The following is a 23,664-nucleotide window of genomic DNA, read 5'->3' on the forward strand; positions in this document are numbered from 1 at the left end:
AGATCCGTGCTGACAGAGATCAAGACGGAGAGGCTGCTGCTGCGGAGGCTGCGCGAGGCGGACCGCGAGAACATCGTCGCGCTGCAGGCCGATCCGGAGACGAACAAGTTCAACGGCGTGCCGCATACCGTCGAGGGCGCGCGGGAGCTGTACGACGCCTGGATGAAGCAATGGGCCGAGCACGGATTCGGCTATCTCGCGGTGTCCGCTTTGGACGATCCCGAGGTGATCGTCGGGTTCGGCGGCGTCCGGTATCACGAATGGAACGGCGAGCGCGTGCTGAACCTCGCGTACCGCTTCTGGCCGTTCGCCTGGGGCAAGGGCTACGCGACGGAGATGGCGGCCGCCGTCGTCGAATGGGCCGAACGGGAGATCCCCGACGTCCCGGTGATCGCCAACATCATGGTGTCCAACGAACCGTCGACCCGGGTCGCCGAGCGGCTCGGTTTCAAGATCCACACGGAGGAGGAGTTCGAGGGAGCGCCCTCACTGCACATGCGGCGCTGAGTCACCAGCGGCCAGGGCGGCGACGGGACCGCGCGCCCCAGCACGCCTTGTGCCAGTGGCGGCGGTCGGCGATCCCGCCGGTGTCGTCGGCGGGCCAGGCGACCACATGCGGGGTCCCCTGCCGGATCTCGTGATCGCAACCGGGGCAGCGGTAGTCCTTGGTGGCCTGCGCGCCGGGCACGGTGCGCACCAGCCAGTCGCCGTCGGCGGCGGATTCGGAACGCGCCCAGCCGGTCGACGCGCCGAGGTCGGGGCGTCCACCGCGTTCGGGCCGGTTACGTCGTGGCACGCCCGAAACGGTATACGGCCGGATGCCGTGTGATCCCGCTCGCTCGGTGTTCGTCCCGCCTGTCGAACACGCGAGTTACGCCTCCCATCACGCGAGTTGCGCCTCCAAACACGCGAGTCGCGCCCCCAAACACGCGAGTCGCGCCCCCAGTCACGCGAGTCGCGCCTCCAAACACGCGAGTCGCGCCTCCGGACACGTGTGATCCGCCTGCGATCACATGTGCTCCGTTGGCCATACGTGTGATCCAGCGGCCGTCATGCGTGATCCGCTGGCCATCACACGTGATTCAGCGGCCATCACGCGCCTGGAAGGGCGGCATGTAGTGGGACCGGCTGTGGGTACGCGTCGTCCGCCGAATCACGCGTGTCGTCCATCCGATCACGCGTGTCGTCCGCCTGATCACACGTGACGGACGGCGTAACTCGCGTGATCGCATGCGCAACTCGCGTGATCGGAGGCGCAACTCGCGTGATCGCAGGCGCAACTCGCGTGATGGAAGGCGTAACTCGCGGCTAGCCGCCGAAGTAGGCGCCGGGAGTCACTCCGACCGCCCGGCGGAAGGCGGCGACGAACGCGCTCGGCGAGGAGTAGCCGATCCGGCGGGAGACCGCGGTCAGCGGCATGCCCTCGGCCAGCAGCGGCAAGGACGCGCGCAGGCGGGCCTGCACTCGCCACGCGCCGAACGTCGTGCGGCACTCCGTCAGGAACAGGCGCGCGAGGGTGCGTTCGCTCGCGCCCGCCTCGCGGGCGAAGTCCGCGAGAACGCGGCGGTCCGCCGGATCGGCGATCACCGCTCGCGCGACGGTCAGCGCGCGTCTGTCCGACGGCATCGGCACGGTGATCGGCACGACGTCCACCGGTTCGAGCAGGTCGAAGGCGACGGCCTCGGCCCGGCGGCGTGCGTCGTCGCCGAGGTCGGCGGCGCCGAGGTGCTCCAGCAGTTCGCGCAACAGCGGGCGGACGGCGACGAGCGTCGGTTCGGGCCAGCGCACCGGGCATCGGTCTCGGGCGGCGTAGATCCCCCGCAACACGGTCTGCGCGGTGGCGCCGGTCCGGTGGACGACGCCCGCCGGGATCCAGAGCGCCCGCGTCGGCGGCAGTACCCAGTACCGCTCGCCGACGTTCACGCTCAAGATCCCCCGGGCCGCCCAGGCGAGCTGGTGCCCATCGTGCTCGTGCCACGGGAGCCAGGTGCCCGCGGGCAGATCCATCTCGCCGAGCACCATCGCCGTCGACATCGGCGGCAGGAGTCCGATATTCGACATCAGTTGGCAGCCTATCGCCTACCGGTCACCGTTAGCTTCGGATTCATGCCGATGAACCTGGTGCACCGCAAACTCTGCAGTTCCGCGCTGTGGGCGAAGGCCGTCGCCCACGAGATGCCGGGCAACGTCGCCGGCTTCGACCTCGGCGACTCCGTGCTGGAGATCGGCCCGGGCTTCGGCGCGACCACGCGCGCCCTCGAAGGTCTCGTTCCCCGGCTCACCGCCGTCGAGATCGACGAAGCGTCGGCGGACCTCCTCAAACGGGAGTTCGACGGCCGGGTGCGGATCGTCCAGGGCGACGGAGCGGCGTTGCCCTTCGAGGACGGCGAGTTCTCGGCGGTCGTCTGTTTCACGATGCTGCACCACGTGCCGACGACGGCGTTGCAGGACTCGATCTTCGCCGAGGCGTTCCGCGTGCTCCGCCCCGGCTGCGTCCTCCGTGCGATCGACAGCCTGGAGAGCCTGCCGTTCCGGCTGCTCCACATCGGCGACACGATGAACGCGCTCGACCCCGTTTCGCTCTGGCCGCGACTGACCGGCGCCGGCTTCACCGACATCAAGGTCGACCACGTCCCGAAACGCAGCGTGAAATTCTCGGCCAGGAAGCCCGCCTGACGCACTAGCCGCGCGCGAGGACCAACGGGACGAGCTGTTCGGCCGGGGTCAGCGAGCCATGCTGGCCGACCAAGGAGGACTCGACGGCCTCCGCCAGCTCCCGCACGAGCCCGAACCGTCCCTTCGACGCCACGACGACGTCGCCGATACGCGGGCGCACGCGGTCGGAAACCGGACCGAACCAGCCCGCCTCGATGGCCTCGTCGCGCGGGAGGATCCACGCCCGCTCACCGACGACCTCGCGCCACGCGGCCAGGACGTCGGCCTCCGCGCCCGGTTCGCTGTAGACGTGCCGCGCCCGCACCTCGCCCCCGATCGCCCGGACACCGCCGAGCAGCGCGGGGGTTTCGTCGATGTCGAGCGCGCCCTCGACGGTCACCATCCCGTGGTCGGCCACGACCGCGAGGAGCGCGCCGGGCGCCAGTCCGTCCACAATGGACTCCACCAGCCGGTCGACCTGCCGCAGCTGCATCCGCCACGGCGCCGAACCGGGCCCGTAGATGTGGCCCAGCATGTCGAGTTCGCTGTGATAGCCCCAGCAGAACGCGGGCCGCGTGTCGAGACAGTGCAGAACACAGGCGGCCAGATCGCCGAGCGCATGGACCCCCACGTAACGCGCACCGGACTGCGTCGCGCGGGTGAGCGCGGTGTCGGCGAACTTCGCCGAGGACACCACGCTCGTCGTGATCCCGGCGGCAGCCGCGCGTTCGAACGTGGTCGGCAGCGGCTGCACCTCCCGCGGCGGTAGCGCGCCGCGGAGGTCGCCGCCGTCCACATGGCTACTCCAGCGCAGCGCGTTCAGGACGCCGGTGCCCGGCACCTCGAAGCTGTAGCCGACCAGGCCGTGCTCCCCCGACGCCAGCCCGGTGCCGATCGCGCCGAGTCCGGCCGCCGTAGTCGCCGGGAAACCGACCCGCAGCGGCGACTTCGCCAGCTGGGTGAGCACGGGAGCGTCGGTGGCGTGCTCGGCCAGCAGTTCCCAGCCGAGACCGTCGATGAGCAGGACGCAGGCACTGGACGCCTCCGCCAGGCTCAACGAGTTCGCGAACCCGTCGGCGCCGAGCGCGGAAAGCACGGACGGGACGACTTGGCCGAGGTGCGGCACATGCGCCGCGACAGGCAGTTCCACCCGGCCAGCTTGCCATCCCGGAGGCCGGAAGGAGATGGGATAATGCCGGTATGCCGACTTACGCCTACCGCTGCCGCGAATGCGCCGGAACCTTCGAACTGCTGCGGCCGATGAGCGAGTCCGGTGCGCCCGCCCCGTGCCCCGAGGGCCACCAGGACACCGTCAAACTGCTGACGACCGTCGCGCTGACCGGGTCGGCCTCCGGCCCCGCCCCCGTTCCCGCAGGTGGAGGCGGTTGCTGCGGAGGCGGCTGCTGCAGTTGACCCACCCGTTCGGGTGGCGCAACGTGTGATCGCCCGAATGGCGGGTACCCCCTTCCCACCAGTCTGGAAGCTCCAGTGGTGGGAAGGGAGAAAGTCCAGTGGCCACATCAGCACTGGCGGCCGTCGACTTCGGTCAGGGCGTGTCGAGCGCCTGGAGTTCGGTCGCCACCTTCGTCCCGAAACTGCTCGCGTTCCTGGTCATCCTGTTCATCGGCTGGCTGATCGCCAAGGCGCTCTCGAAGGCCGTGAGCATGGTGCTCGAGAAGGTCGGGTTCAACCGGCTCCTCGAACGCGGGGGCTTCAAACAGATGCTCGCGCGCAGCCAGTTCGACGCGTCGAACATCATCAGCAAGATCGTCTACTACGCGATCCTGCTGATCGCCCTGCAGTTCGCGTTCGGCGTGTTCGGCCCGAACCCGGTGAGCGCGCTGCTCAACGACATCGTCGCGTGGCTGCCGCGCGCCATCGTCGCGATCGTCATCGTGGTGATCGCCGGCGCGATCGCCAAGGCGGTCAAGGACCTGATCGGCAACGCCCTCGGCGGTGTCTCCTACGGCAAGGTGCTCGCCACCATCGCCTCGGTGTTCATCTGGGGCCTCGGCGCGATCGCCGCGCTGAACCAGATCGGGGTCGCCACCGCGGTCACGATGCCGGTGCTGATCGCCGTGCTCGCCACGATCGGCGGTATCGCCGTCGTCGGTGTCGGCGGTGGTCTCATCAAGCCGATGCAGCAGCGCTGGGAGACCTGGCTCGGCCGGGCCGAGGCGGAGATCCCCGCCGCGAAGGCGCAGGCCGAGGCCTACCAGCGCGGTCGTGAGGACGCCGGACGCTCGGGCGGGGTGCCCGCCGAGCGGACGACCGTCCACCAGCCGGTGTCCGCCGGGCACCACGCCGCGAACCCGAACGCGCCGACGCAGCCCCAGCAGTTCCCGCCCAGCCAGGGTCAGGTGCCCCAGCATCAGGATCCCGGCCAGCGGCCGCCCGGTGGAAACATGCCCCCTCCGCCGGAGTACCGCTGACCTTCCACGGGAGCGGGTGGGGCGTCCGGCCGCCCTACCCGTTCCCGGTCGGCTGGGTCCGCCGGTCGTCCATCGAGGCGGCCAGCGAACACACGCCGACCAGCCGCGCGGTCATCCAGTCGCTGGTGGTCCAGGCGGACAGATCGGCCGGGATGCGGAACGTCCACCCCTTGGTCTTCGCCTCGTCGAGCAGCCCGCGCGTGTAGCCGGCGAGAAGGACGACCCCGGCGACCGCCGCCGAACCTTCGACCCCCGCCGCGAGGATGTCCCGCACCGCGGCGGAGTGCTGATCGAAGACGGCCGACAGCCCGGGCACGGCCGCGGCGGCGGCCAGCCCGGCTACACCTATCTGCTGGTGCAGCCGGGAAAGCGTGCTACGAGCCGAAGATTCCACCCAGGACGAGACCAGATCTTTCACCCGACCAGGTTAGCCAGGCCGGACGATTTGTCGACATCCCGGTGACGACCATCGCAGAACTCAGCAAGCCTTGAGTGCCTGATCCAGGTCGTGCCACAGGTCCTCGACGTCCTCCAGCCCCACCGACATGCGGATGAGCCGGTCGGTGACGCCCGCGCCGCGCCGGTCGTCCTCGGCGACGATCCGGTGGCTGATCGAGGCGGGGTGCTGGATCAGCGAATCCACGCTGCCGAGGCTGACGGCCGGCGTGATCAGCCGGACCGCGCCGATGAGCGCGTGCGGATCACCCTCGACCTCGAACGCGATCAGCGGGCCGCCGACGGCCGGGTAGTGCACGGCGCTCACGTTCGCGTGACCGCGAAGCCGCTCGACGAGTTCGGCGGCCGTCGCGGACGCGGCGTTGACGCGTAGCGGAAGCGTCGAAAGGCCGCGAAGCAGCATGTACCCGGCGAGCGGATGCAGCACGCCTCCGGTGGCGAAGCGGATCTGGCGCAGCATGCCCGCGTCTTCGGCGCTGCAAGCGACCACGCCGCCCATGACGTCGCCGTGGCCGCCGAGGAACTTGGTCGCGCTGTGCAGGACGAACCGGGCGCCGTGCCGCCCCGGCCGCTGGAGCACGGGGGTCGCGAAGGTGTTGTCGACCAGCACCGGGACCTCGCCGGCGGCGCGCACGATCTCGGCGATGTCGACCTCCCGCAGGGTCGGGTTCGCGGGCGTTTCGAGCAGCACCAGCCCGGTGTCGGGCCGGAGCGCCGACGCGACGCCTTCCGGATCGGCCCAGGTCACCTCGGTGCCGAGCAGGCCGGAGGTGAGCATGTGGTCGGTGCAGCCGTAGACCGGTCGGACGGCAACGATATGCCGTTTACCCTGCGCGACGGCCGCGAGCAGCGAGGCGGACACCGCCGCCATGCCGGTGGCGAACGCGACGGCGTCTTCGAATCCTTCGAGTTCGGCCAGTGCCTTCTCGAAGCGTTCGACGGTCGGGTTGCTCAGCCGCCCGTAGACCGGGAGCCCGGACAGCGAGCCCGAGGCGGCGAATTCGTCGATGCGGCCCGCCTCTTCGAGGCTGTCCCGCGACGGGTAGGTCGTGGACAGGTCGAGCGGAGCGGCGTGGACGCCGAGGTCCGTGAGATCGTCACGGCCGGCGTGGACGGCTCGGGTGCGCAGCGTTGCGGTCATACCTCAGATGGTGCGATTTTCTCCGGAACGTCCGCAATATCCTCGGATATCATTCGCCGATGTCGGATTCCGTCGAACTGAGCACGGTTGATCTTCGTATTCTGCGGCTGTTGCAGAACGACGCCCGGATCTCGAACAAGGATCTCGCGGCCGAGGTCGGCGTCGCGCCCTCGACCTGTCTCGACCGCGTCAACCGGCTGCGCGAGCTCGGGGTGATCACCGGCCAGCGCGCCGAGGTGGACGCCGCCAAACTCGGCCGCCCGCTCGAAGCGCTCCTGTTCGTCCAGGTCCGCCCGCACCGGCGGGCGCTGGTCGACTCGTTCGTCGAGCATCTGCTCGCCCTGCCCGAGGTCCGCGCCGTCTACCACCTGACCGGCCCGGACGACTTCCTCGCGCATGTCGCCACCGCGTCGGCGACCGAGCTCCAGCGGCTGGTCCTCGACGAGCTGACCGCCCGCGACGAGGTCGCCCGGGTCCACACGAACCTGGTCTTCCAGCACTGGAGCGGGGGACCTTTGCTACCGCCCGGCTAATCGATGCGGACCTTGAAGGGATGGGTGACGTCGGTGGGACACGTGAAGACGTTCAGCACACCCTGGCGCCGGAAGGACCAGCCCGCCGCCTCGCCCTCGGCGACCTCGCATCCGCAGCCGACCTCGTGTTCCTCCGAGGCCAGCGCGATCGTCTGGCGCAGCTCGGCGCCGCACTCCCGGCAGCCCAGCTCGTGCCGATCGGTCGCGTCCCAGGCGGTCCAGCCGCCGATCTTCGAATACTGGTCCAGCTCCGGCCAGCCCTCCGGGTCCTCACCCGAGCCCTCGGGGATGCCGAGCGCGGCGCGGGTCTCCGCCGGGAAGTCGCAGAGCCGGGGCAGCTCGTCGATCGAGCACGGTTCGAAAACACAGGGATCCGGCAGGTAGGCGGCTACGGCGTTCTCAGGGACAGGAGGCGTGTCCGTGATGTCCCGGACCTCGCCCGAATCACGCCAGACCAGCCGGACCGCGGGCCCCTGGTGATGCGGGCTGTCGTGCTCCATCGGGCAGAACAGGATCTGCAGGACGTCGGTGCCCTCGGGGAAGGGCAGCTCCGGGAAGTCGTCGCGGAAGAACTGCGCCGCGCCCGCCATCGACGGCACCGGGCCGTCGAGCCGATGCCCGGCCCGCCACCCGTCGTCGGACGCGTCCGGGTCGGGCGGCCAGGTCACCGGGCACTCCGGCCACGGCTCGTCCGACGGCCAGAGCAGCGGACCGCCGAAGTGGCTTTCGTCCGGACCGGGCACCCCCGGCGCGGGATGCAGCCGAATGGCCGTCCGGACCAGGTCGTTCAGGCCGGGGATGGGCACCCCGTCGTAGGTGAGCTGACGCACTCCCGGGAGCTTAGAGGTCCGGCAGCGGATCTTCAGGTCTTGCCCGCATGATCTCGGCATCGGCGGCGTGCACGACCGCGATGTACTCGTCGTCGATCTCGTAGTCGATGCCCTCGAACTTGAACCACGGAACGGTCGAGGTGTCGACCGGTCCGATCCGGTGGTTCCGCAGTGTCGTCGAGACGACCCGTTTCGGGGTCTTCCGGCTCAGGTACCCGGTCGTGAGGATCGTGATCGTCTTACGGGTCACCGCGAAGAACACGCTGGGATTGGTACTGCCGAGGATGTCGGCAGGGAACACGTAGTGGATCTCGTCGTCCGGATCGAGAAGCTCTTTGATCCGCTTCCTGACCCCCGAGGAAACCGGCATGGCACCAAGTTACCGGGCCGAGTAGTCCTTGAAGCCCTTTCCGGTCTTCCGGCCGAGCCGTCCGGCGGTCACGAGGTGTTCCAGCAGCGGCGCGGGCGCGAAGCCCTCTTCGCGGAACTCGTTGTACAGGGTCCTCTGGATCGCCAGCGAGACGTCCAGCCCGACGACGTCGAGCAGTTCGAACGGGCCCATCGGCAGCCCGCAGCCCACCTTCATCGCGGTGTCGATGTCGTCGGCCTCCGCGTAGTGCGCTTCGAGCATCTTCACCGCGTCGTTCAGGTACGGGAACAGCAGCGCGTTGACGATGAAGCCCGCCCGATCGCCGCAGTGCACGGGGTGCTTGCCCACCGCCGCGCAGACGGCGTCGACGGTCGCGATCACGTCGGGCGCGGTGGCGATGGTCGAGACGACCTCGACGAGTTTCATCACCGGCGCCGGATTGAAGAAGTGCACGCCGACCACGTCCGAAGGCCGCGAGGTGGCGGCAGCGCATTCGATGACCGGCAGGGACGACGTCGTCGTCGCCAGCACCGCGCCCGGCTTCACGACGTCGTCGAGCGCGGCGAAGACCGCCTGCTTGACGGCCAGGTCTTCGGCCACGGCCTCGACGACGAGGTCGACGTCGGCCAGTTCCTCGAACTCCACCGCCGGCGAGATCCGGCCGAGCGCGGCGGCGGCGTCCTCCTCGGACAGTTTGCCCTTGACGACGGCCTTGTCCAGAGACTTCTTCACCCGCGCGACCGACGCCGCGGCCTTCTCCGCACTCCGCGCCCGCAGGATGACCTCGTAACCGCGTTTCGCGAACACCTCGACGATGCCCGTCGCCATGGTCCCGGTCCCGACGACGCCGACCTTGCGCACCTCACGCGGCGGGACAGTGTCCACAGTGGACTTCGTGACCGCGTCGGTCACCGTCGGCGAGTCGGGTTCGTCGTAGGTGTAGAAACCCCGGCCCGTCTTCCGGCCGAGCAACCCGGCGGTGATCATCTGCTTCAGCAGCGGGGCCGGCGCGTGCAGCCGGTTGCGCGACTGGTGGTACATCGTGTCGAGGATCTCGTACGCGGTGTCCAGCCCGATGAGGTCGAGCAAAGCCAAGGGCCCCATGGGATATCCGCAGCCGAACCGCATCGCCGCGTCGAGGTCCTCGCGCGTGGCGTAGCGCTGCTCGTACATCCGCACGGCGTGGTTGAGGTACCCGAAGAGCAGGGCGTTGGCGATGAACCCGGCGCGGTCGCCGATCACCACCGGGGTCTTGCCGAGGCGTTCGGCGAACGCGACGACATCGGCGACCACCTCGGGTTCGGTGACGACGGTGCGGACGATCTCGACCAGCTTGAGGATCGGCGCCGGGTTGAAGAAGTGCATCCCGACGACCTTGCCCGGTCGCGCGGTGTGCACGCCGATCTCGGTGATCGACAGCGACGAGGTGTTCGAGACGAAGATCGTGTCCGGGCCGGTGATCTTGTCCAGCTGGGCGAACACGTCGGATTTCGCTTCGAGGTTCTCCGGGATCGCCTCGATCACCAGGTCCACATCGGACAGTTCGGCCAGCGACGTGGTGTACCGGATCCGGTCGAGCAGCGCGCTCCGGCCGCCGGCGTCGAGTTTGCCGCCGGTCACCGCCCGTTCGGTCGAATGCTCCAGATGACCCCGGCCGCGGTGGACGCCGTCGTCGTCGATCTCCACCGCGACCACGGACACGCCGCTCCGCGCGAGCACCTCGGCGATCCCGGCGCCCATGGTGCCGAGACCGATGACTCCCACACTCGAGATTTCCCGCGCCACAACCGGCCTCCGGAGGTTACTCGCTGGTAGTTTCTCCGATCGTGCCATGCCGGGGCGCGGAAAGCAGCGGCTGTCACCCTCAGAATCGAGTAAGTGTCACTCGCGGACGAGGACCGACGGACGCTTTTCCATCAAGCGTGTGAAGGCCCCCTTCCCTCGGCTCAGCCGAGGGAAGGGGGCCTTCACGCGCTAAAAGCCTCGGCTCACTCGCCGAAGTTCTGGTCGACCAGGTCCTTGACCTTGGCGAGGGCTTCCTCGGCCTGCGCACCCTTCGCGCGGACCTCGATCCGGTCGCCCTGACGCGCACCGAGCGCCATCAGCGCGAGCACGCTGTTCGCGTCCGCGGTCTCGTCGCCGAGCCGCACGGTGACCTGCGCGTCCAGCCCCGCGATGCTCCGGACCAGTACCGCGGCGGGCCGCGCGTGCAGCCCGACGTCGTTCCGCAGCGTGAGTTCGACACTGCTCTCGCCGTCCTGCGCGCCATCGTCGAACGTCAGGTCCGGCGGCGCGCCCGCCGACGCGGCCGCTTCGGCGACGGCCTTCCGGTCCGCCCCGCCCTGTGCCGCGACGGCGGCGGCGATCGCGCCTTCGACCAGCGGCGCGTCCACGACGACCGCGGCCGACGGGTCGGCGAGCGATTCGACGGCCAGTTCCGCGGTCATCTGCGCGCTGCCGAGGTCGTAGAGCAGCACGACGCCCGCGCCCGAATCGGCCCGCTGGGTCGCGGCGACGACCTCGTCGTAGTCCGTCCCGATCCCGCCGTCGGCCAGGCCGCCCGCCGCCGCGATGGTGACGTCCGGCGCCATCTGCGCGGCGAGTTCCGCGAGCCCTTCGGCGAGTTTGGCGCTGTGGGAGACGAGCACGATTCCGACGCTCACTTGGCGGCCTCCGCGAAGGCGCGAAGCAGCAATGCCGTCGAACGGGCACCGGGATCCATATGCCCGACCGCCCGCTCGCCGAGATACGAAGCCCGGCCCTTGCGCGGCACGAGCTCCACAGTGGACTCGGCGCCCTTGTCCGCGGCGTCCGCCGCCGCGGTCAGGATCTCCGCGATGCCGGAGCCGGAGGCTTCCTCGGCGGCGGAGACGGCGGGGATCAGGGCGTCGACCATGGTCGCGTCTCCCCCGACGGCCTTGCCGCGCGCCTGCACTCCTTCGAGTGCCGCGCGCAGGGCCTCGACGAGCAGCGGACCGTCCACTTCGGCCGCGTCGCCCAGCTTGACCGACGCGCGCAGGAACGCCGTGCCGTACAACGGACCCGCCGCGCCGCCGACCTTCGAGATCAGCGTCGTGGCGGCGAGCTTCGCGACCGCGGCGGGGGTTTCCGGCGTAGCGGTGTCCAAAGCGGACACGATGGCGCCGAACCCCCGGTCCATGTTCTCGCCGTGGTCGGCGTCGCCGATCGCGCGGTCGAGGTCGACCAGTTCGGCTCGGTGCTCGGCGATCACGGCGGCCGCCGCCCGCAAGGCGGCGGCGAACGTCTCGGCGGTGCAGGCCATCAGACTCCCCACCTCAGGGCCGGGGTGTTCACCGGCGCGTCCCACAACTCGGTCAGCTCGTCGTCCAGTTTCAGCAACGTCAGGCTCATCCCCTGCATCTCGAGGCTGGTGATGTACGGCCCCACCAGCCGCCGTTCGACCACGATGCCACGCTCGGCCAGCAGCCGCTCGGCGATCCCGTGTGCCAGGTACAGCTCGACCAGCGGGGTCCCGCCCATCGAGTTCGTGAACAGCAGGACCTTGTCGCCCTCGGCGAAGGGCAGGTCCGTGACCACCGCGTCCACCATGCGCGCGACGAGCTCGTCGGCCGTCACCACCGCGGTCCGCTCGATACCGGGCTCGCCGTGGATGCCGATGCCGAACTCGATCTCGTCGTCGGCGAGGTCGAAACTCGGCTCGCCCGCGTGCGGCACGGTCGGCGCGGTGAGCGCGACGCCGATCGACCGGACCTGGCCGATCACCTTGCGCGCCAAGGCCTCCACCGCGTCGAGCGTGTCGCCCCGTTCGGCCGCGGCACCGGTGACCTTCTCCAGGAGCACCGTGCCGCCGACCCCGCGACGGCCGGCGGTGTAGGTGGAGTCCTTGACCGCGACGTCGTCGTCGATCACGACGCTGCGCACGTCCAGCCCTTCGGCGGCGGCGAGTTCCGCGGCGGTCTCGAAGTTGAGGACGTCGCCGGTGTAGTTCTTCACGATCAGCAACGCGCCCGCGTCGCCGGTGGTGGCCTTGACCGCGGCCTCCACGGCGTCCGGCGTCGGTGAGGTGAACACCGCGCCCGGGACGGCGGCCGCGAGCATGCCCTGCCCGACGAAGCCACCGTGCAGCGGTTCGTGCCCGGAGCCGCCGCCGGAGATCACCGCGACCTTGCCCGCCACGGGCGCGTCCACGCGCACCACGAGCGCCGGGTCGTCCTCCACGCGCAGGACGTCCGCGTGCGCCGCGGCGAGCCCGCGCAGGGATTCCGCGACCACCGTCTTCGGGTCGTTGATGATCTTCTTCAAGGGTGGCCTCCGGCACGTCGGCGGGTGGGGTGTCCCCTTCCTACCTCGCGCGGCCGGATGCCGCCAGCGTCAGGGCTTCGGGAGCTTGGAGATCACCGATTTGGCGATCTTCGACGCCTTACCGCACGACGCCGCTTCGTCCTTCTTCTCGTCGTAATTCTTGTAGGTCACGCTGACGATTTCGACCTCGTCGTCGGCCCAAGGCTTGTGCTGCCACTCGAGCTTGCACTCGGCGTCGCTGCCGCTGCCGATCTTCTGGTACACGGAGACGCCGTCGATGTCGACCTTCTTGTTCCCGTCGCGTTCCGCCGGCGGAAGGCCGCGGCGGAAGTTGATCGAGATCCTCGGGTTGGAGCCCGGCGTCCAGTCGCAGGAGTGGAAGGTGGTCAGCGAGCTCGCGCCATGCGGCACCACCTCGTTGAGGACGGCGGTGTCGGCGGCGGTGCACGGGTCGACCGCGGTGAGCGTGCCCGCGACGGCCGGGTATTTCGCCGGTGACGCGTGCAGGCTCTTCACGGCCTTCGCGGCCACCGCACGGCCTGTCGCGCACGCGTCGCCACCGTCGTAGGTGACCGAGAAGCTGATCCCGCGCTCGGGCTTGCGCAACGTCATGATGCCGACGTCGCAGCTCTTCCCGTCCTTGTCCTTACGCTCGATCTGCGGCAATCCCTCGACAGCCGAAACGGTGACGCCGTTGCTCGATGAGTAGGTCGACGCGCCGATTTCGACCCTGACCGTGAGCTCCTTGCCACCGGCGTCCACGGCCTTCGCCCGGCAGGTGCCGAACGAACTGAGGTTCGCCGTCGGCTCCTCCGGAGTGCCGAGGCCGCTCATGACCTCCCTGCTCACCAGCCCGCACGGGTCGATCGTGCGCAGCACCGCCGGGGTGACCGCGGGATCGTTGATGTCCCCGTCGGGCGCCCCGCCGGAGCCACCTTCGGCGGCGACGGTGGTCCGGGCGAAGTTGGACTTGCCGAGATTCTGACCGCAGGCCGACACCGCGCCGAGCGCGGCCACCAGGGCCAGCACGGACGCGATCCGGCGACGTCGAGCGTTGAACAGCACGAAGTGCACGGTAGCCGGAGCTCCTCGCCGGTGTCCGGACAACCCGGCTATTCGCCCGCCTCACCCTCGGTGCTCGGCGGCACCACGATGGGACGCAGCTTCGCCCACAGCACGAACAGCGCCGCGAACACCAGCATGCCGACGCCCGCCCACAGGTTGATGTTGACGTCGGCGGCCTTGGTCAGCTCCTCGTCGGTGGTGAACCACAGGCCCATGATCGTGAGCACCAGCCCGTAGCCGCCGATGAGCAGCGCGATGATCAGCCGGATGTCGAAGACGCCGGCCTTCTTGGGAGCTTGCGACGCAGCCATCTCCGGCCTCCTAGAAGATGATGTTGAGCACGATGGTCAGGATCAGCACGATGCCCGCGAGCAGCCCCGGCTTGCGGTACCAGCCCGCGTCGTCGCCGGTCTCGTCGTGCTTCAGCGACTCCTTCGGGGTGAGGGAGTACACGAGGCCGACCAGCTGGGCCTCCGGCTTCGGCGCGGTGGCGAGCGAGACCCCGACGCTGACCGCGATGTCGACGACGAACGCGGTACCGGCGGCCACGAAGCTGATGCCCTGCCCGGTGAGCCCGAGGACCCCGGCCTGCGACAGCAGCCACACGGTGATCGCGGAGGCCGTACCGGACACCAGGCCGACCCAGCCCGCCGTCGGCGTCATCCGCTTCCAGAACATGCCGAGGATGAAGGTGGCGAACAGCGGCGCGTTGAAGAAGGAGAACAGGTCCTGCAGGTAGGTCAGGATGTTCCCGGAGTTCGACGCGATGAACGCGGTGCCGATCGCGAGCACGGTGCCGATCGCCGTGACCAGGCGGCCGAGCCGCAGGTAGTAGCCGTCCGACTCGTTCTTCTTCACGTACGACTGCCAGATGTCGTAGGTGAACACGGTGTTGAACGAGCTCAGGTTCGCGGCCATGCCCGCCATGAACGAGGCGAGCAGACCGGCGAGCGCGACGCCGAGCATGCCGTTGGGCAGCAGGTCGCGCATCAGCAGGAGGATCGCGTTGTTCGCGGTCACGCCGCTGGGCGCTTCGCCCCCATCGAGCAGGATCTGCTTGTCCTGGACGTACTCGGAGACGGTGACCGCGGCGATCATGCCGGGGATGATCACGATGAACGGGACCAGCATCTTCGGGAAGGCGCCGATGATCGGCGTCCGCCGCGCGGCCGACATGCTCTTCGACGCCATCGCGCGCTGGACCTCGACGAAGTTCGTGGTCCAGTAACCGAAGGACAGCACGAAACCGAGACCGAAGACGAGACCGAGGACCGACAGGAAGCTGTTGCCGAAGCCGGTGAGGTTGTCACCCGGCCACGAGTGCAGCTGCGCCTCGCCGCCGGGGCTCGCGGTGACCTTGTCGACCAGGCCCTGCCAGCCGCCGACCTTCACCAGGCCGACGATGGTCAGCGGCAGCAGCGCCGCGACGATCACGAAGAACTGCAGGACCTCGTTGTAGATCGCGGCGGAGAGGCCGCCGAGCGCGGTGTAGGAGAGCACGACCGCGGCCGCGACGATGATCGACACCCACAGCGGCCAGCCGAGCAGGAGGTTCACCACGCTGGCGAGCAGGAACAGGTTCGCGCCCGCGATGAGGATCTGCGCGCTCGCGAAGCTGATGCCGTTGACCAGGTGCGCGGGTTTGCCGAACCGGCGGAGCATGAACTCCGGGACACTGCGGACCTTCGAGCCGTAGTAGAACGGCATCATCACGATGCCGAGGAATAGCATCGCCGGGATCGCGCCGATCCAGAAGTAGTGGACGGTCGGCAGGCCGTAGAGCACGCCGTTGGCCGACATGCCCATGATCTCGACCGCGCCGAGGTTCGCCGAGATGAAGGCGAGACCGGTGACCCAGGCCGGCAGCGAACGGCCGGAGAGGAAGAAGTCGAGGCTGCTCGAGACCGACCTTCGCGCCATGTACCCGATGCCGAGCACCAGCGCGAAATAGAAGGCGAGCAGGACGTAGTCGATCGGACTTGCGTCGAGCCGCAGGTTCGCATCGGCCAGCACGTGCAACCGACTCACCTCCACAGTGAAAATGTCCACGAGAAACGCCTGGATCACGTCAATCGCGGACCATACTGCATGGATTCAGGAACGGCAGTGCGGGTGGTCGGTGACCGCCCTGTTGTGTCTGTTTCGGGACAGTTCCTGACAATTCTTGTCCGGTCACCGGGTCGTCAAGACGACGGCGGCAGGCGGATCGCTTCGATTTCGGCGTCGTCCAGCAGCGCTTCGATCAGGGCGGGCGGACCGGCGACCTTGGTTCCCCACAGGTCGTAATCGGTGCACAGGCACCAGGATCGATCTTCGGCCCAGAGATTGGACGGGCTGAAATCCGCCTCGGAATGGTCGTACAGGATCTCGGCGTCACCGAGGCGCCCGGCCCGCACGTGAAGGTTGTCGAAGTCTTCGGCGCCCAGGGTCAGCGGGTTGTAGTAGGCGAAGCAGGGAGTATCCGGGCCCGCTGGACTGAATTCGACGAGGACGCCGATCAGCCGCGTCCAGGTCTCGCGGTCCAGGCTCCCTTCGGTCGGCGGGATGATCCCGAGCGGCCAGCTGCCGTCCTTCCTGACCGAAGGGAAGCATCGGAAGCACGGCATCGTCCCCGACGGGACGACCGGATCGCCGGTGCGGCGGGCGAGCTCCGCCCAGCGCAGCCGCCGCCATCCGGGACCGGGATGCCCGGCGCGGCCGATTCCCCCTCCGGTGGTCACACTCACGGCATCGAGATCGAGGCCGCCGATGATCTGCGGCTCGATGCTCCCCTCGGCCACCAGGGCCTGGCGATGCTCGTGGTACGACGTTTCGGACGGCCCCTGCTCGTGCTCGTACATCGCGTTGAGCACCCAGACGGCGTCCGGCATCGGCGGCGGCATGAACCCGGTCAAGCCGTCGCCGCACATCTCGAGCAACCAGTCGGTGGTGCCGGACGGCGCGAGTGGCCATGTTCTCGACAGCGGTTCTCTTGGCACTCCGTCATGATCGCGGAAAAGGGCCGCTCCGGCGACGGAGCGGCCCTTTCCCGTGACCGGCGGGGGTTTACCGGTCCGTGGGCAGGCCCACTTCGCCGTCCTCCTCGATCAACCGGGCGAGGACGTCGTCCGGCATGTACGTGCGGTGCGGGTAACCCGAACCCCACGAGTTGAGGAACGGCACGGCGCCGAGTTCGTCGGCACGCGGGTTGCCGAGGACCTCGTGCACCTCGTCGACCGTCTTCGCCCAGCGATAGGCCTGGAGGCCGTTCTTGGCGTCGGGCGTGTAGGCGGCCCGCGCGACGTGGTCGTCGTCCGCGTAGGTCTCCGACCACGGGACGTGGCCCAGTTCGAGCAGGACCTCGGCCGCCGCGCGGACGGACGTGCCGTTGTTGTCGCCGGGGTTGGTCTCGCCCCATTCGTCACGCAGCTTCGACTGGTCCCACAGCCAGCGCGCGGCGTACAGGTCGCCGTTGAACATCGTCATGCAGCGCGACCAGCCGAAGCCGACGCAGGCGCCTTCCTTGCCCTGGTCGTAGAAGGCGTACTGGGTCTCACCGTCGGTCGATTCACCGGGTTCGAGGCAGACGCAGTGCCCGCCGCGGATCCTGGTGAGCGATTTCGCGCCGCCTTTCGCGACGAAGAACTCGCCGGACTTCTCGTCCTTCTCCGGTACGTCGAATTCCTTGTACCAGTTGACACCGATGACGACCGGCGACCGGGTGGGCCGGTCCTCGGCGGCCAGCGCGGTCAACGGATAGCGCTCGATGTGGCGCCAGTCGTCCGGGACGAACCGGCCGAGGCGGCCGTCCGCCGGGTCACTGCCGATCGGGCGATAACGCATGGGATCCTCCTATCCCTCATCCCACCGGAAACACCGCCGGCGAGTTCACTGCGGCACGATCTTTTCCAAAAACCGCCGCGCGGCTTCACGCCCGCTTTCGAAGAGGCGCTTCTTCTCCTCTTCGCCGAGCCCGAAGTCGACGGCGGAAACCCCGGTCGTGTCGACGTACACCGTCCTCCGGTTCACACCTTCCTCGTGCAACCGGTAACGATTCCAGTCCGACAGCAGGGTTTCGAGCGAACCGATGGCGATCCGCAACGCGCTCTTCACCGGTTTGTCCTTGCCGCCCGCGGGTTCGCCGGACAGCTTCACCCCCCAGGTCGGCCACCGCGGCTTCTTCGCGTCGGTCCGGTCGAAGACGGTGATCGGGAAATTCGACAGCAGGCCGCCGTCGACCCACGTGACGGTGCCCTCGGGGCGGACGTCGAACTGCACCGGCCGGAAATAGAGCGGGATCGACATCGACGCGCGGACGGCGTCGACGATCGTCTCCGCACCGGGGTCGCGGCCGTACTGGGAATAATCCCAAGGCAACCGGACGAGTACGCGACGGGTCAGGTCGCTGACGTGGACGACGAGCGAATACCGTTGGTACGGAAGCAAAGTACCTTCGGGATCCTCGATGGCGAGATCGGCGAAGGTGCGCACGCCGACCTCTTCCAGCAACGGCGTGAGCCATTCGACGAGATAGTCACCGGAGTGCATCCCGTCGTGCAGGAGCAGATCGACGCCGTCCCCGATCGGGCCGGTGACCTTGTCGAGCAGGGACTGGTCCTGGAACCGGCGGCAGTCCAGGTCGTTCATCACCGCTTCCAGGCCGCCGAGATCCTTCCCCGCCTTCTGATAGGCGGCGACCAGTGCCGCGACGATCGCGCCCGCACTCGTCCCGGCGATCCGGGGAAACGAATAACCGGCGTCGTGCAACTCCAGTACCGCGCCGAGCAGCCCGATACCTTTGACGCCGCCGCCTTCCAGCACGAGATCGACGTTCTTCCGAGAATCAGCCATGGCCCATCACCCCTGCGCCCGCGACCGCCGTATGTCGGCGGTACCCCTCGCGGAAATCGAGTGTGACACAGCGCGAGACCGGCCAATCCGGCGTTCACCCGAATGGCACGAAAACAGCTGGTTCTTTTACAGGAGAACGCGAGTTCGTTAATTTCTCTCGCCCTTTAGGGCATTCTGTGGCGCGAGAAAGAATGCAGATACGAATCCGAGGACTCGATTCGATATCGGCTGTTCAGCGCCCGAAGGAGCAGCACACCCGCGTAACGCCGGCTTCGCATCATGAAGCGCGTCGCAACGATCTTCATCGTCGACGACCTCCACAGCGTCGACCCCTCCGACCAGCCCGAGCAAGAGTTCGCCAAGCCCGACGGCATCGACCCCGACGGGCGAGTATCCGAAGTTCGTGCCGAAGTCCAAGGTCGACAAGCGGTACACCCAGTACGTCGACGGCGACAAGATGGTGATGCGCTACTCCGAAACCCATCCTGGCGGGAACACCTGCTGGTGATCGACGATTCTCCCAAGTACATGAAGGCCCCCTTCCTTGCGCCTAGCGCAAGGAAGGGGGCCTTCATGTACTTGGGCGCCCCTCAGAAGAGGCGGAACTCGTCCGATTCGATGCCGCGCAACGCGTCGTAGTCCAGCGTGAGGCACCGGATCCCCCGGTCCTCGGCCAGCACCCGCGCCTGCGGCTTGATGACCTGCGCCGCGAAGACGCCCTGCACCGGCGCCAGCAGCGGGTCGCGGTTGAGCAGTTCGAGGTACCGCGTCAGCTGCTCGACGCCGTCGATCTCGCCGCGCCGTTTGATCTCGACGGCGACACTGGCACCGTCGGCGTCGCGGGCCATGATGTCGACCGGCCCGATCGCGGTCGGGAACTCACGCCGCACCAGGGTGTAGCCGTCGCCGAGGGTCTTGATGTGCTCGGCGAGCAGTTCCTGCAGGTGCGCCTCGACGCCGTCCTTCTGCAGTCCCGGTTCCGCGCCGAGTTCCTGGGCGTGGTCGTGGAAGATCTCGTCGATCGTGATGACGAGCTTCTCACCCTGCTTGTTCTCGACGATCCACAGCTTGCCGTCCTCGATCAGCCAGCACGGCGGGCTCATCCAGTTCAGCGGCTTGTAGGCACGGTCGTCCGAGTGCACGGACACCGAGCCGTCGGCCTTCACGAGCAGCAGCCGGGTGGCCATCGGCAGATGGGCGGTCAGACGGCCGGCGTAGTCGACCTGGCAGCGAGCGATCACTAGGCGCACCCCGCGAGGGTAGGACAAGCGCGGCGATACTGTGCGCATGGACCCCGTTCAGCGTGTCAGCTCCCGCGAGGTGTACCGGAACAACTGGATGACCTTGCGCGAGGACGCCGTCCGGCGGCTCGATGGTTCCGAGGGGATCTACGCCGTCGTCGACAAACCGACCTGCGCCGTGGTGATCCCGTTCGACGGCGCCCGGTTTCACCTGGTCGAGCAGTTCCGCTATCCGGTCGGGATGCGGCGCTGGGAGTTCCCGATGGGCACCGCGCCCGAGCGGGCCGACGTCCCGCCGCTCGAACTCGCCGCCCGCGAACTGCGGGAGGAGACCGGGCTCATCGCGGCCTCGATGACCGACCTCGGCAGGACCGACGTCGCGCCCGGATTCTCCAGTCAGCTCGGGCGCGTGTTCCTCGCCACCGATCTCACACAGGCCGAAGCCCAGCGCGAGGTCGAGGAGCAGGACATGCGCACGGCGTGGTTCGAGCGCGGCGAGTTCGAGAAGATGATCTCTTCGGGAGACATCACCGACTCCCAGACGCTGGCCGCCTACACACTTCTGCTCATGCGCGAGCGCGTTCTCTGAACTCAGTCGGGCCAGACCGGCGAACGCTTCTCCAGGAAGGCGGCCATCCCCTCGCGCGCCCCTGGCAGCTGCGAAGCCGAAGCCATCACCTCCAGCGCCAGCGCGTAGGCATCGGCCTCCGGCCGGTCCAGCTGCGCGTAGAGGGTCTGCTTGCCCATCGCCTTGCTGGCCCGGCTCCCGCGCGTCGCACGTCCGAGCAGCGAAGCGACGGCTTCGTCCAGCGAGTCGTCCGGCACGACGCGGTTCACCAGGCCCCAGTCGAGCGCGGTGGCGGCGTCGACGACGTCGCCGGTGAGCGCCAGTTCCATCAGGCGTTTCCGCCCGATCGCGCGCGCCACCGGTACCGCGGGCGTGTGACAGAACCAGCCGCCCTTGCCACCGGGAAGGGCGAAGCCGGCGGACTCCGCGGCGACCGCGAGGTCGCACGAGGCCACCAGCTGGCAGCCCGCCGCGGTCGCGAGCCCGTGCACCCGCGCGACGACGACCTGCGGGACGGACTGCATCGTGCCCATCAGGTCCGTGCACAGCCGCAGCAGCTCGCGCACGCCCATCAGGTCGCGCGCGGCGACGTCGCCGAAGTCGTGCCCCGCCGAGAACACCGGACCGGCGCCCGCCAGGACGATCCCGGTGGCGTCGGTTTCCCCGGCGTCGCGGAACGCAGCGAGGAGCTCGGCGAGATGGTCCGCCGACAGCGAATTCCGCCGCGCGGCGCGGTTCATGGTGATCGTGACGGTGTCCCCGTCCCGCTTCACGAGGATGTGCTCGTACTCGGCCATGCTTCGACGGTAACCGACCGGAACGTCCGGCGATACGAATCGGGCCCGACACCGACGTCGGCACGGAGCCGTCGCCGCAGGTTGGCGGCGGTGCCGAGGCCGGAACGCTGCGCGACCCGCTCGACCGGGAGCTCGGTGGTCTCCAGCAGCCGCCGCGCGAGCCGCACCCGCTGCGCGCGCAGCCACCGCCCCGGTGTCACGCCGGTGGCCGCCGCGAACTCGCGGTGGAAGGTCCGCTCGCTCAGCCCGGCGTGCCCGACGAGGTCGTCGACGCCGATGTCGTCGGCGATCCGCTCCAACGCCCAGTCCATTGTGGACGATACGCTCGGCCGGGACGGCTTGGGCGGCAACGGATTGTCGACGTACTGCCGCTGGCCGCCCTCCCTCGCGGGCGGCATCACCAGCCGCCGGGCGAGCGCGGCCGCTACCTCGGCACCGTGATCGCGGCGGACCAGATGCAGGCAGAGGTCCAGCCCGCCGACCACCCCGGCGGAGGTCAGGACGTCACCCTCGTCGGTGAACAGGACGTCCCGTTGGACGATGGCGTCACGAGCAGCGGCTTCGAGGTCGTCCAGCAGCCTCCAGTGCGTGGTGACGGACCGGCCGTCGAGCAACCCGGCCGCGGCGAGCGTGAAGGCCCCGGAGCACAGCGACGCCACGGTGACCCCCGCCCGGTGCGCCTTGCGCAGCGCGGCGACCGCCGCCGCGGGCACCTCGGCGTGCGGATCCACCCGGCCGGGCACGAGGACGAGATCGCAGCCCGCCAGCCCGCTCAGCCCGTGCGTGGCCTCGACCCGGCCGAACGGATGGACGGCGATCGAGCCGCGGCCGGCCGCGCAGAGCCGGACCTCGAACGGGCCGATGCCGCTGTCGGTCCGATTCACGCCCCAGACCTCACCGATCACGCCGAGGTCGAACGACCGGCTGCCCGGCAGGAGGAGCACACCCACGGTTCGCATGGCAGGAAAGTACCGTATCGCGCTTCTTCTGCCACTCCCCTGCGTCGGCGGAACGCGTGAAACTCGAAGCCATGACCACTGAGAACAAGGCCCTGCTCGTGATCGACGCCCAGCGCGGCTTCGACAAGCCCGTCTGGGGCCCGCGCAACAACCCCGGCGCGGAAGCCAACATCAAGGCGCTCGTCGACGCCTTCCAGGAGCGCGGGCTGCCGATCGTGCTGGTGCACCACGACTCCGTGAAACCCGGCTCGTCGCTGCGGCCGGGGCAGGAAGGCAACCACTTCAAGCCCGAACTCGACGGCGTGCGCGCGGACCTGGTGTTCGGCAAGAAGGTCAACTCGGCCTTCCACGGCGACGTCGATCTCGACGGCTGGCTGAAGACCCGCGGCATCACGTCGTTCGTGCTCGCCGGAATCCAGACGAACTTCTGCTGCGAGACCACCGCGCGCGTCGGCGGGAACCTCGGCTACGACGTGACTTTCGCGCTCGACGCCACCTTCACCTTCGACCTCGCCGGGCCGGACGGCGGCGTCCTGACCGCGGACGAGCTGTACCGGGCGACCGCGACGAACCTGCACGGCGGCGGGTTCGCCACGGTCACCTCGACGAAGGAGATCCTGGCGGGCCTTTGAGGCGCGGATGGGCTCGCCCGCCGATGTCGCGAAAGCCACTTTCGCGACGCCTGACGTCCCGAAAGTGGCTTTCGCGACATGCACGGCCGAGTCGCGGCGCGAGCCTCAAGCCCGGTCGATGACCGCCTTGAGGAACCGCCGCGTCCGGTCGTGCTCCGGATCGTTGAACAGCTTGTCCGGCGTGGCGTCCTCCAGCACCTGCCCCTGGTCGAACATCATCACCCGGTCCGAGACATCGCGCGCGAACTGCATTTCGTGCGTGACACAGAGGATCGTGATGTCGGTGGACGTCGCGATCTCGCGCAGCACGCGCAGGACGTCGGCGACCAGTTCCGGGTCGAGCGCCGAAGTCACCTCGTCCAGCAGCAGCACGTCCGGCCGCATCGCGAGCGCGCGGGCGATCGCGACGCGCTGTTGCTGGCCGCCGGAAAGCCTGGTGGGGTGCTCGTCCTTCTTTTCCGTGAGCCCCACCATTTCCAGCAGTTCCTCGGCCCGCGCCTCGGCCTCGTCCCTGGGGACGCCGAGCGAATGGATCGGCGCCTCGGTGATGTTGCGCAGCACGTTCATGTTGGGGAACAGGTTGAACTGCTGGAACACCATGCCGATCCGCTTGCGCGCCTCACGCAGGTACTTCTCGTCCGCGGGCACCAGCTTTTCACCGCGCTTCATGTGACTCAGGTAGTCGCCGCAGACCTCGATGGTCCCGCCGTCGACCTTCTCCAGTGTCATCAGCAGCCGCAGGATCGTCGTCTTCCCGGACCCGCTCGGCCCGATCAGCGAGACGAACTCCCCCGGCGCGACGGTGAAATCGAGGTCCCGCAGCACGACGTGGTCCCCGTAGGCCTTGACCACCTGCGAGAACCGGATCATC

28 protein-coding genes are annotated in these 23,664 nt (G+C 69.0%); 7 read left to right on the plus strand and 21 right to left on the minus strand.

Features of this window, described 5'->3' with window-relative positions; genetic code table 11:
- The first annotated feature begins 6 nt into the window (after positions 1 to 6).
- Positions 7 to 507, plus strand: a complete 501-nt coding sequence (locus H4W30_RS13740; RefSeq protein ID WP_378232836.1) for a GNAT family N-acetyltransferase — start codon at positions 7 to 9, stop codon at positions 505 to 507.
- A 1-nt stretch (position 508) separates the two neighbouring features.
- Here the strand turns inward: H4W30_RS13740 and H4W30_RS13745 are convergent, their stop codons facing one another.
- Positions 509 to 796 carry a hypothetical protein gene (locus tag H4W30_RS13745; RefSeq protein ID WP_192743195.1) on the minus strand — a complete coding sequence of 96 codons (288 nt, stop codon included), beginning with the start codon at positions 794 to 796 and terminating at the stop codon, positions 509 to 511.
- 512 nt (positions 797 to 1,308) lie between these two features.
- Positions 1,309 to 2,061 (minus strand): AraC family transcriptional regulator, encoded by a 753-nt coding sequence (locus tag H4W30_RS13750; RefSeq protein WP_225949319.1) that lies wholly within the window; start codon positions 2,059 to 2,061, stop codon positions 1,309 to 1,311.
- Positions 2,062 to 2,112: 51 nt separating this feature from the next.
- Between H4W30_RS13750 and H4W30_RS13755 the strand changes: the two genes are divergently transcribed.
- On the plus strand, positions 2,113 to 2,676 hold the full coding sequence (locus H4W30_RS13755) for a class I SAM-dependent methyltransferase (RefSeq protein WP_192744093.1): 564 nt from the start codon (positions 2,113 to 2,115) through the stop codon (positions 2,674 to 2,676).
- Positions 2,677 to 2,680: 4 nt separating this feature from the next.
- Here the strand turns inward: H4W30_RS13755 and H4W30_RS13760 are convergent, their stop codons facing one another.
- Positions 2,681 to 3,805, minus strand: coding sequence for an alkaline phosphatase family protein (locus H4W30_RS13760; RefSeq protein WP_192743196.1), 1,125 nt, complete (start codon positions 3,803 to 3,805; stop codon positions 2,681 to 2,683).
- Positions 3,806 to 3,855: 50 nt separating this feature from the next.
- Between H4W30_RS13760 and H4W30_RS13765 the strand changes: the two genes are divergently transcribed.
- Together H4W30_RS13765 and H4W30_RS13770 are read left to right on the plus strand one after the other, a co-directional pair.
- Positions 3,856 to 4,068, plus strand: coding sequence for an FmdB family zinc ribbon protein (locus tag H4W30_RS13765; protein WP_038508997.1), 213 nt, complete (start codon positions 3,856 to 3,858; stop codon positions 4,066 to 4,068).
- Positions 4,069 to 4,166: 98 nt separating this feature from the next.
- Entirely contained in the window at positions 4,167 to 5,087 is a 921-nt protein-coding gene (locus tag H4W30_RS13770) for a mechanosensitive ion channel family protein (protein WP_192743197.1), read from the plus strand.
- Between the two features lie 34 nt (positions 5,088 to 5,121).
- Here the strand turns inward: H4W30_RS13770 and H4W30_RS13775 are convergent, their stop codons facing one another.
- Both H4W30_RS13775 and H4W30_RS13780 read right to left on the minus strand, forming a co-directional pair.
- The gene (locus tag H4W30_RS13775) at positions 5,122 to 5,505 is read right to left on the minus strand and encodes a DUF6401 family natural product biosynthesis protein (protein WP_126732685.1); all 384 of its coding nucleotides are present in this window, start codon (positions 5,503 to 5,505) and stop codon (positions 5,122 to 5,124) included.
- Between the two features lie 60 nt (positions 5,506 to 5,565).
- Positions 5,566 to 6,684, minus strand: coding sequence for a trans-sulfuration enzyme family protein (locus tag H4W30_RS13780; RefSeq protein ID WP_192743198.1), 1,119 nt, complete (start codon positions 6,682 to 6,684; stop codon positions 5,566 to 5,568).
- Between the two features lie 59 nt (positions 6,685 to 6,743).
- Here H4W30_RS13780 and H4W30_RS13785 point away from each other — a divergent pair, with 59 nt between their 5' ends.
- Complete coding sequence (locus H4W30_RS13785) at positions 6,744 to 7,217, plus strand: Lrp/AsnC family transcriptional regulator (protein WP_126732683.1); 474 nt, start codon at positions 6,744 to 6,746, stop codon at positions 7,215 to 7,217.
- Here the strand turns inward: H4W30_RS13785 and H4W30_RS13790 are convergent.
- From H4W30_RS13790 to nucS, 13 genes are all read right to left on the minus strand, one after another.
- Positions 7,214 to 8,047 (minus strand): YwqG family protein, encoded by an 834-nt coding sequence (locus tag H4W30_RS13790; protein ID WP_192743199.1) that lies wholly within the window; start codon positions 8,045 to 8,047, stop codon positions 7,214 to 7,216. The genes H4W30_RS13785 and H4W30_RS13790 overlap by 4 nt on opposite strands.
- Positions 8,048 to 8,057: 10 nt before the next feature.
- Positions 8,058 to 8,417 (minus strand): hypothetical protein, encoded by a 360-nt coding sequence (locus H4W30_RS13795; RefSeq protein ID WP_192743200.1) that lies wholly within the window; start codon positions 8,415 to 8,417, stop codon positions 8,058 to 8,060.
- Between the two features lie 9 nt (positions 8,418 to 8,426).
- On the minus strand, positions 8,427 to 10,202 hold the full coding sequence (locus H4W30_RS13800; protein ID WP_192743201.1) for a 3-hydroxyacyl-CoA dehydrogenase family protein: 1,776 nt from the start codon (positions 10,200 to 10,202) through the stop codon (positions 8,427 to 8,429).
- A gap of 203 nt (positions 10,203 to 10,405) precedes the next feature.
- Positions 10,406 to 11,080, minus strand: coding sequence for a dihydroxyacetone kinase phosphoryl donor subunit DhaM (dhaM, locus tag H4W30_RS13805; RefSeq protein ID WP_192743202.1), 675 nt, complete (start codon positions 11,078 to 11,080; stop codon positions 10,406 to 10,408).
- The gene (gene dhaL / locus H4W30_RS13810; protein WP_192743203.1) at positions 11,077 to 11,700 is read right to left on the minus strand and encodes a dihydroxyacetone kinase subunit DhaL; all 624 of its coding nucleotides are present in this window, start codon (positions 11,698 to 11,700) and stop codon (positions 11,077 to 11,079) included. Before dhaL ends, dhaM begins: the two co-directional genes overlap by 4 nt.
- Positions 11,700 to 12,701, minus strand: a complete 1,002-nt coding sequence (dhaK, locus tag H4W30_RS13815) for a dihydroxyacetone kinase subunit DhaK (protein ID WP_192743204.1) — start codon at positions 12,699 to 12,701, stop codon at positions 11,700 to 11,702. The genes dhaL and dhaK overlap by 1 nt, the downstream gene beginning before the upstream one ends.
- Positions 12,702 to 12,770: 69 nt before the next feature.
- Positions 12,771 to 13,766, minus strand: coding sequence for a DUF3558 domain-containing protein (locus H4W30_RS13820; protein WP_318780599.1), 996 nt, complete (start codon positions 13,764 to 13,766; stop codon positions 12,771 to 12,773).
- 47 nt (positions 13,767 to 13,813) lie between these two features.
- Positions 13,814 to 14,077: a hypothetical protein gene (locus H4W30_RS13825; protein ID WP_126732675.1), complete on the minus strand. Its 264-nt coding sequence runs from the start codon at positions 14,075 to 14,077 to the stop codon at positions 13,814 to 13,816.
- A gap of 10 nt (positions 14,078 to 14,087) precedes the next feature.
- Positions 14,088 to 15,785, minus strand: a complete 1,698-nt coding sequence (locus H4W30_RS13830) for a sodium:solute symporter family protein (protein WP_192744094.1) — start codon at positions 15,783 to 15,785, stop codon at positions 14,088 to 14,090.
- A 164-nt stretch (positions 15,786 to 15,949) separates the two neighbouring features.
- Positions 15,950 to 16,744: a hypothetical protein gene (locus H4W30_RS13835; protein ID WP_192743206.1), complete on the minus strand. Its 795-nt coding sequence runs from the start codon at positions 16,742 to 16,744 to the stop codon at positions 15,950 to 15,952.
- 67 nt (positions 16,745 to 16,811) lie between these two features.
- Positions 16,812 to 17,588, minus strand: a complete 777-nt coding sequence (locus H4W30_RS13840) for a hypothetical protein (RefSeq protein WP_192743207.1) — start codon at positions 17,586 to 17,588, stop codon at positions 16,812 to 16,814.
- A 45-nt stretch (positions 17,589 to 17,633) separates the two neighbouring features.
- The gene (locus H4W30_RS13845; RefSeq protein ID WP_192743208.1) at positions 17,634 to 18,596 is read right to left on the minus strand and encodes a patatin-like phospholipase family protein; all 963 of its coding nucleotides are present in this window, start codon (positions 18,594 to 18,596) and stop codon (positions 17,634 to 17,636) included.
- Positions 18,597 to 19,186: 590 nt separating this feature from the next.
- On the minus strand, positions 19,187 to 19,846 hold the full coding sequence (gene nucS / locus H4W30_RS13850; protein WP_037341446.1) for an endonuclease NucS: 660 nt from the start codon (positions 19,844 to 19,846) through the stop codon (positions 19,187 to 19,189).
- 37 nt (positions 19,847 to 19,883) lie between these two features.
- On the opposite strand from nucS, the gene H4W30_RS13855 reads away from it, so the two are divergent.
- On the plus strand, positions 19,884 to 20,426 hold the full coding sequence (locus H4W30_RS13855) for an NUDIX domain-containing protein (protein ID WP_192743209.1): 543 nt from the start codon (positions 19,884 to 19,886) through the stop codon (positions 20,424 to 20,426).
- Between the two features lie 2 nt (positions 20,427 to 20,428).
- Here the strand turns inward: H4W30_RS13855 and H4W30_RS13860 are convergent, their stop codons facing one another.
- Positions 20,429 to 21,202 carry an enoyl-CoA hydratase-related protein gene (locus H4W30_RS13860; RefSeq protein WP_192743210.1) on the minus strand — a complete coding sequence of 258 codons (774 nt, stop codon included), beginning with the start codon at positions 21,200 to 21,202 and terminating at the stop codon, positions 20,429 to 20,431.
- The gene (locus H4W30_RS13865; protein ID WP_192743211.1) at positions 21,175 to 22,161 is read right to left on the minus strand and encodes a GlxA family transcriptional regulator; all 987 of its coding nucleotides are present in this window, start codon (positions 22,159 to 22,161) and stop codon (positions 21,175 to 21,177) included. The genes H4W30_RS13860 and H4W30_RS13865 overlap by 28 nt, the downstream gene beginning before the upstream one ends.
- Positions 22,162 to 22,232: 71 nt before the next feature.
- Between H4W30_RS13865 and H4W30_RS13870 the strand changes: the two genes are divergently transcribed.
- Positions 22,233 to 22,793: a cysteine hydrolase family protein gene (locus tag H4W30_RS13870; RefSeq protein WP_126732668.1), complete on the plus strand. Its 561-nt coding sequence runs from the start codon at positions 22,233 to 22,235 to the stop codon at positions 22,791 to 22,793.
- Positions 22,794 to 22,898: 105 nt separating this feature from the next.
- On the opposite strand, the gene ehuA is transcribed toward H4W30_RS13870, so the two are convergent.
- On the minus strand, positions 22,899 to 23,663 hold the full coding sequence (gene ehuA, locus H4W30_RS13875; RefSeq protein ID WP_192744095.1) for an ectoine/hydroxyectoine ABC transporter ATP-binding protein EhuA: 765 nt from the start codon (positions 23,661 to 23,663) through the stop codon (positions 22,899 to 22,901).
- Between the last annotated feature and the right edge of the window lies 1 nt (position 23,664).

It is taken from the genome of Amycolatopsis roodepoortensis, assembly GCF_014873915.1.
Lineage (GTDB): Bacteria > Actinomycetota > Actinomycetes > Mycobacteriales > Pseudonocardiaceae > Amycolatopsis > Amycolatopsis roodepoortensis.

Bases quoted from the DNA above. Each gene is read 5' to 3' on its own strand.
- H4W30_RS13750 (WP_225949319.1), bottom strand. From the start codon at position 2,061: ATGTCGAATATCGGACTCCTGCCGCCGATGTCGACGGCGATGGTGCTC.
- H4W30_RS13755 (WP_192744093.1), top strand. From the start codon at position 2,113: ATGAACCTGGTGCACCGCAAACTCTGCAGTTCCGCGCTGTGGGCGAAG.
- H4W30_RS13765 (WP_038508997.1), top strand. From the start codon at position 3,856: ATGCCGACTTACGCCTACCGCTGCCGCGAATGCGCCGGAACCTTCGAA.
- H4W30_RS13780 (WP_192743198.1), bottom strand. From the start codon at position 6,684: ATGACCGCAACGCTGCGCACCCGAGCCGTCCACGCCGGCCGTGACGAT.
- H4W30_RS13785 (WP_126732683.1), top strand. From the start codon at position 6,744: ATGTCGGATTCCGTCGAACTGAGCACGGTTGATCTTCGTATTCTGCGG.
- H4W30_RS13795 (WP_192743200.1), bottom strand. From the start codon at position 8,417: ATGCCGGTTTCCTCGGGGGTCAGGAAGCGGATCAAAGAGCTTCTCGAT.
- dhaL (WP_192743203.1), bottom strand. From the start codon at position 11,700: ATGGCCTGCACCGCCGAGACGTTCGCCGCCGCCTTGCGGGCGGCGGCC.
- H4W30_RS13825 (WP_126732675.1), bottom strand. From the start codon at position 14,077: ATGGCTGCGTCGCAAGCTCCCAAGAAGGCCGGCGTCTTCGACATCCGG.
- H4W30_RS13840 (WP_192743207.1), bottom strand. From the start codon at position 17,588: ATGCGTTATCGCCCGATCGGCAGTGACCCGGCGGACGGCCGCCTCGGC.
- H4W30_RS13845 (WP_192743208.1), bottom strand. From the start codon at position 18,596: ATGGCTGATTCTCGGAAGAACGTCGATCTCGTGCTGGAAGGCGGCGGC.
- H4W30_RS13855 (WP_192743209.1), top strand. From the start codon at position 19,884: ATGGACCCCGTTCAGCGTGTCAGCTCCCGCGAGGTGTACCGGAACAAC.
- H4W30_RS13860 (WP_192743210.1), bottom strand. From the start codon at position 21,202: ATGGCCGAGTACGAGCACATCCTCGTGAAGCGGGACGGGGACACCGTC.
- H4W30_RS13865 (WP_192743211.1), bottom strand. From the start codon at position 22,161: ATGCGAACCGTGGGTGTGCTCCTCCTGCCGGGCAGCCGGTCGTTCGAC.
- H4W30_RS13870 (WP_126732668.1), top strand. From the start codon at position 22,233: ATGACCACTGAGAACAAGGCCCTGCTCGTGATCGACGCCCAGCGCGGC.
- ehuA (WP_192744095.1), bottom strand. From the start codon at position 23,663: ATGATCCGGTTCTCGCAGGTGGTCAAGGCCTACGGGGACCACGTCGTG.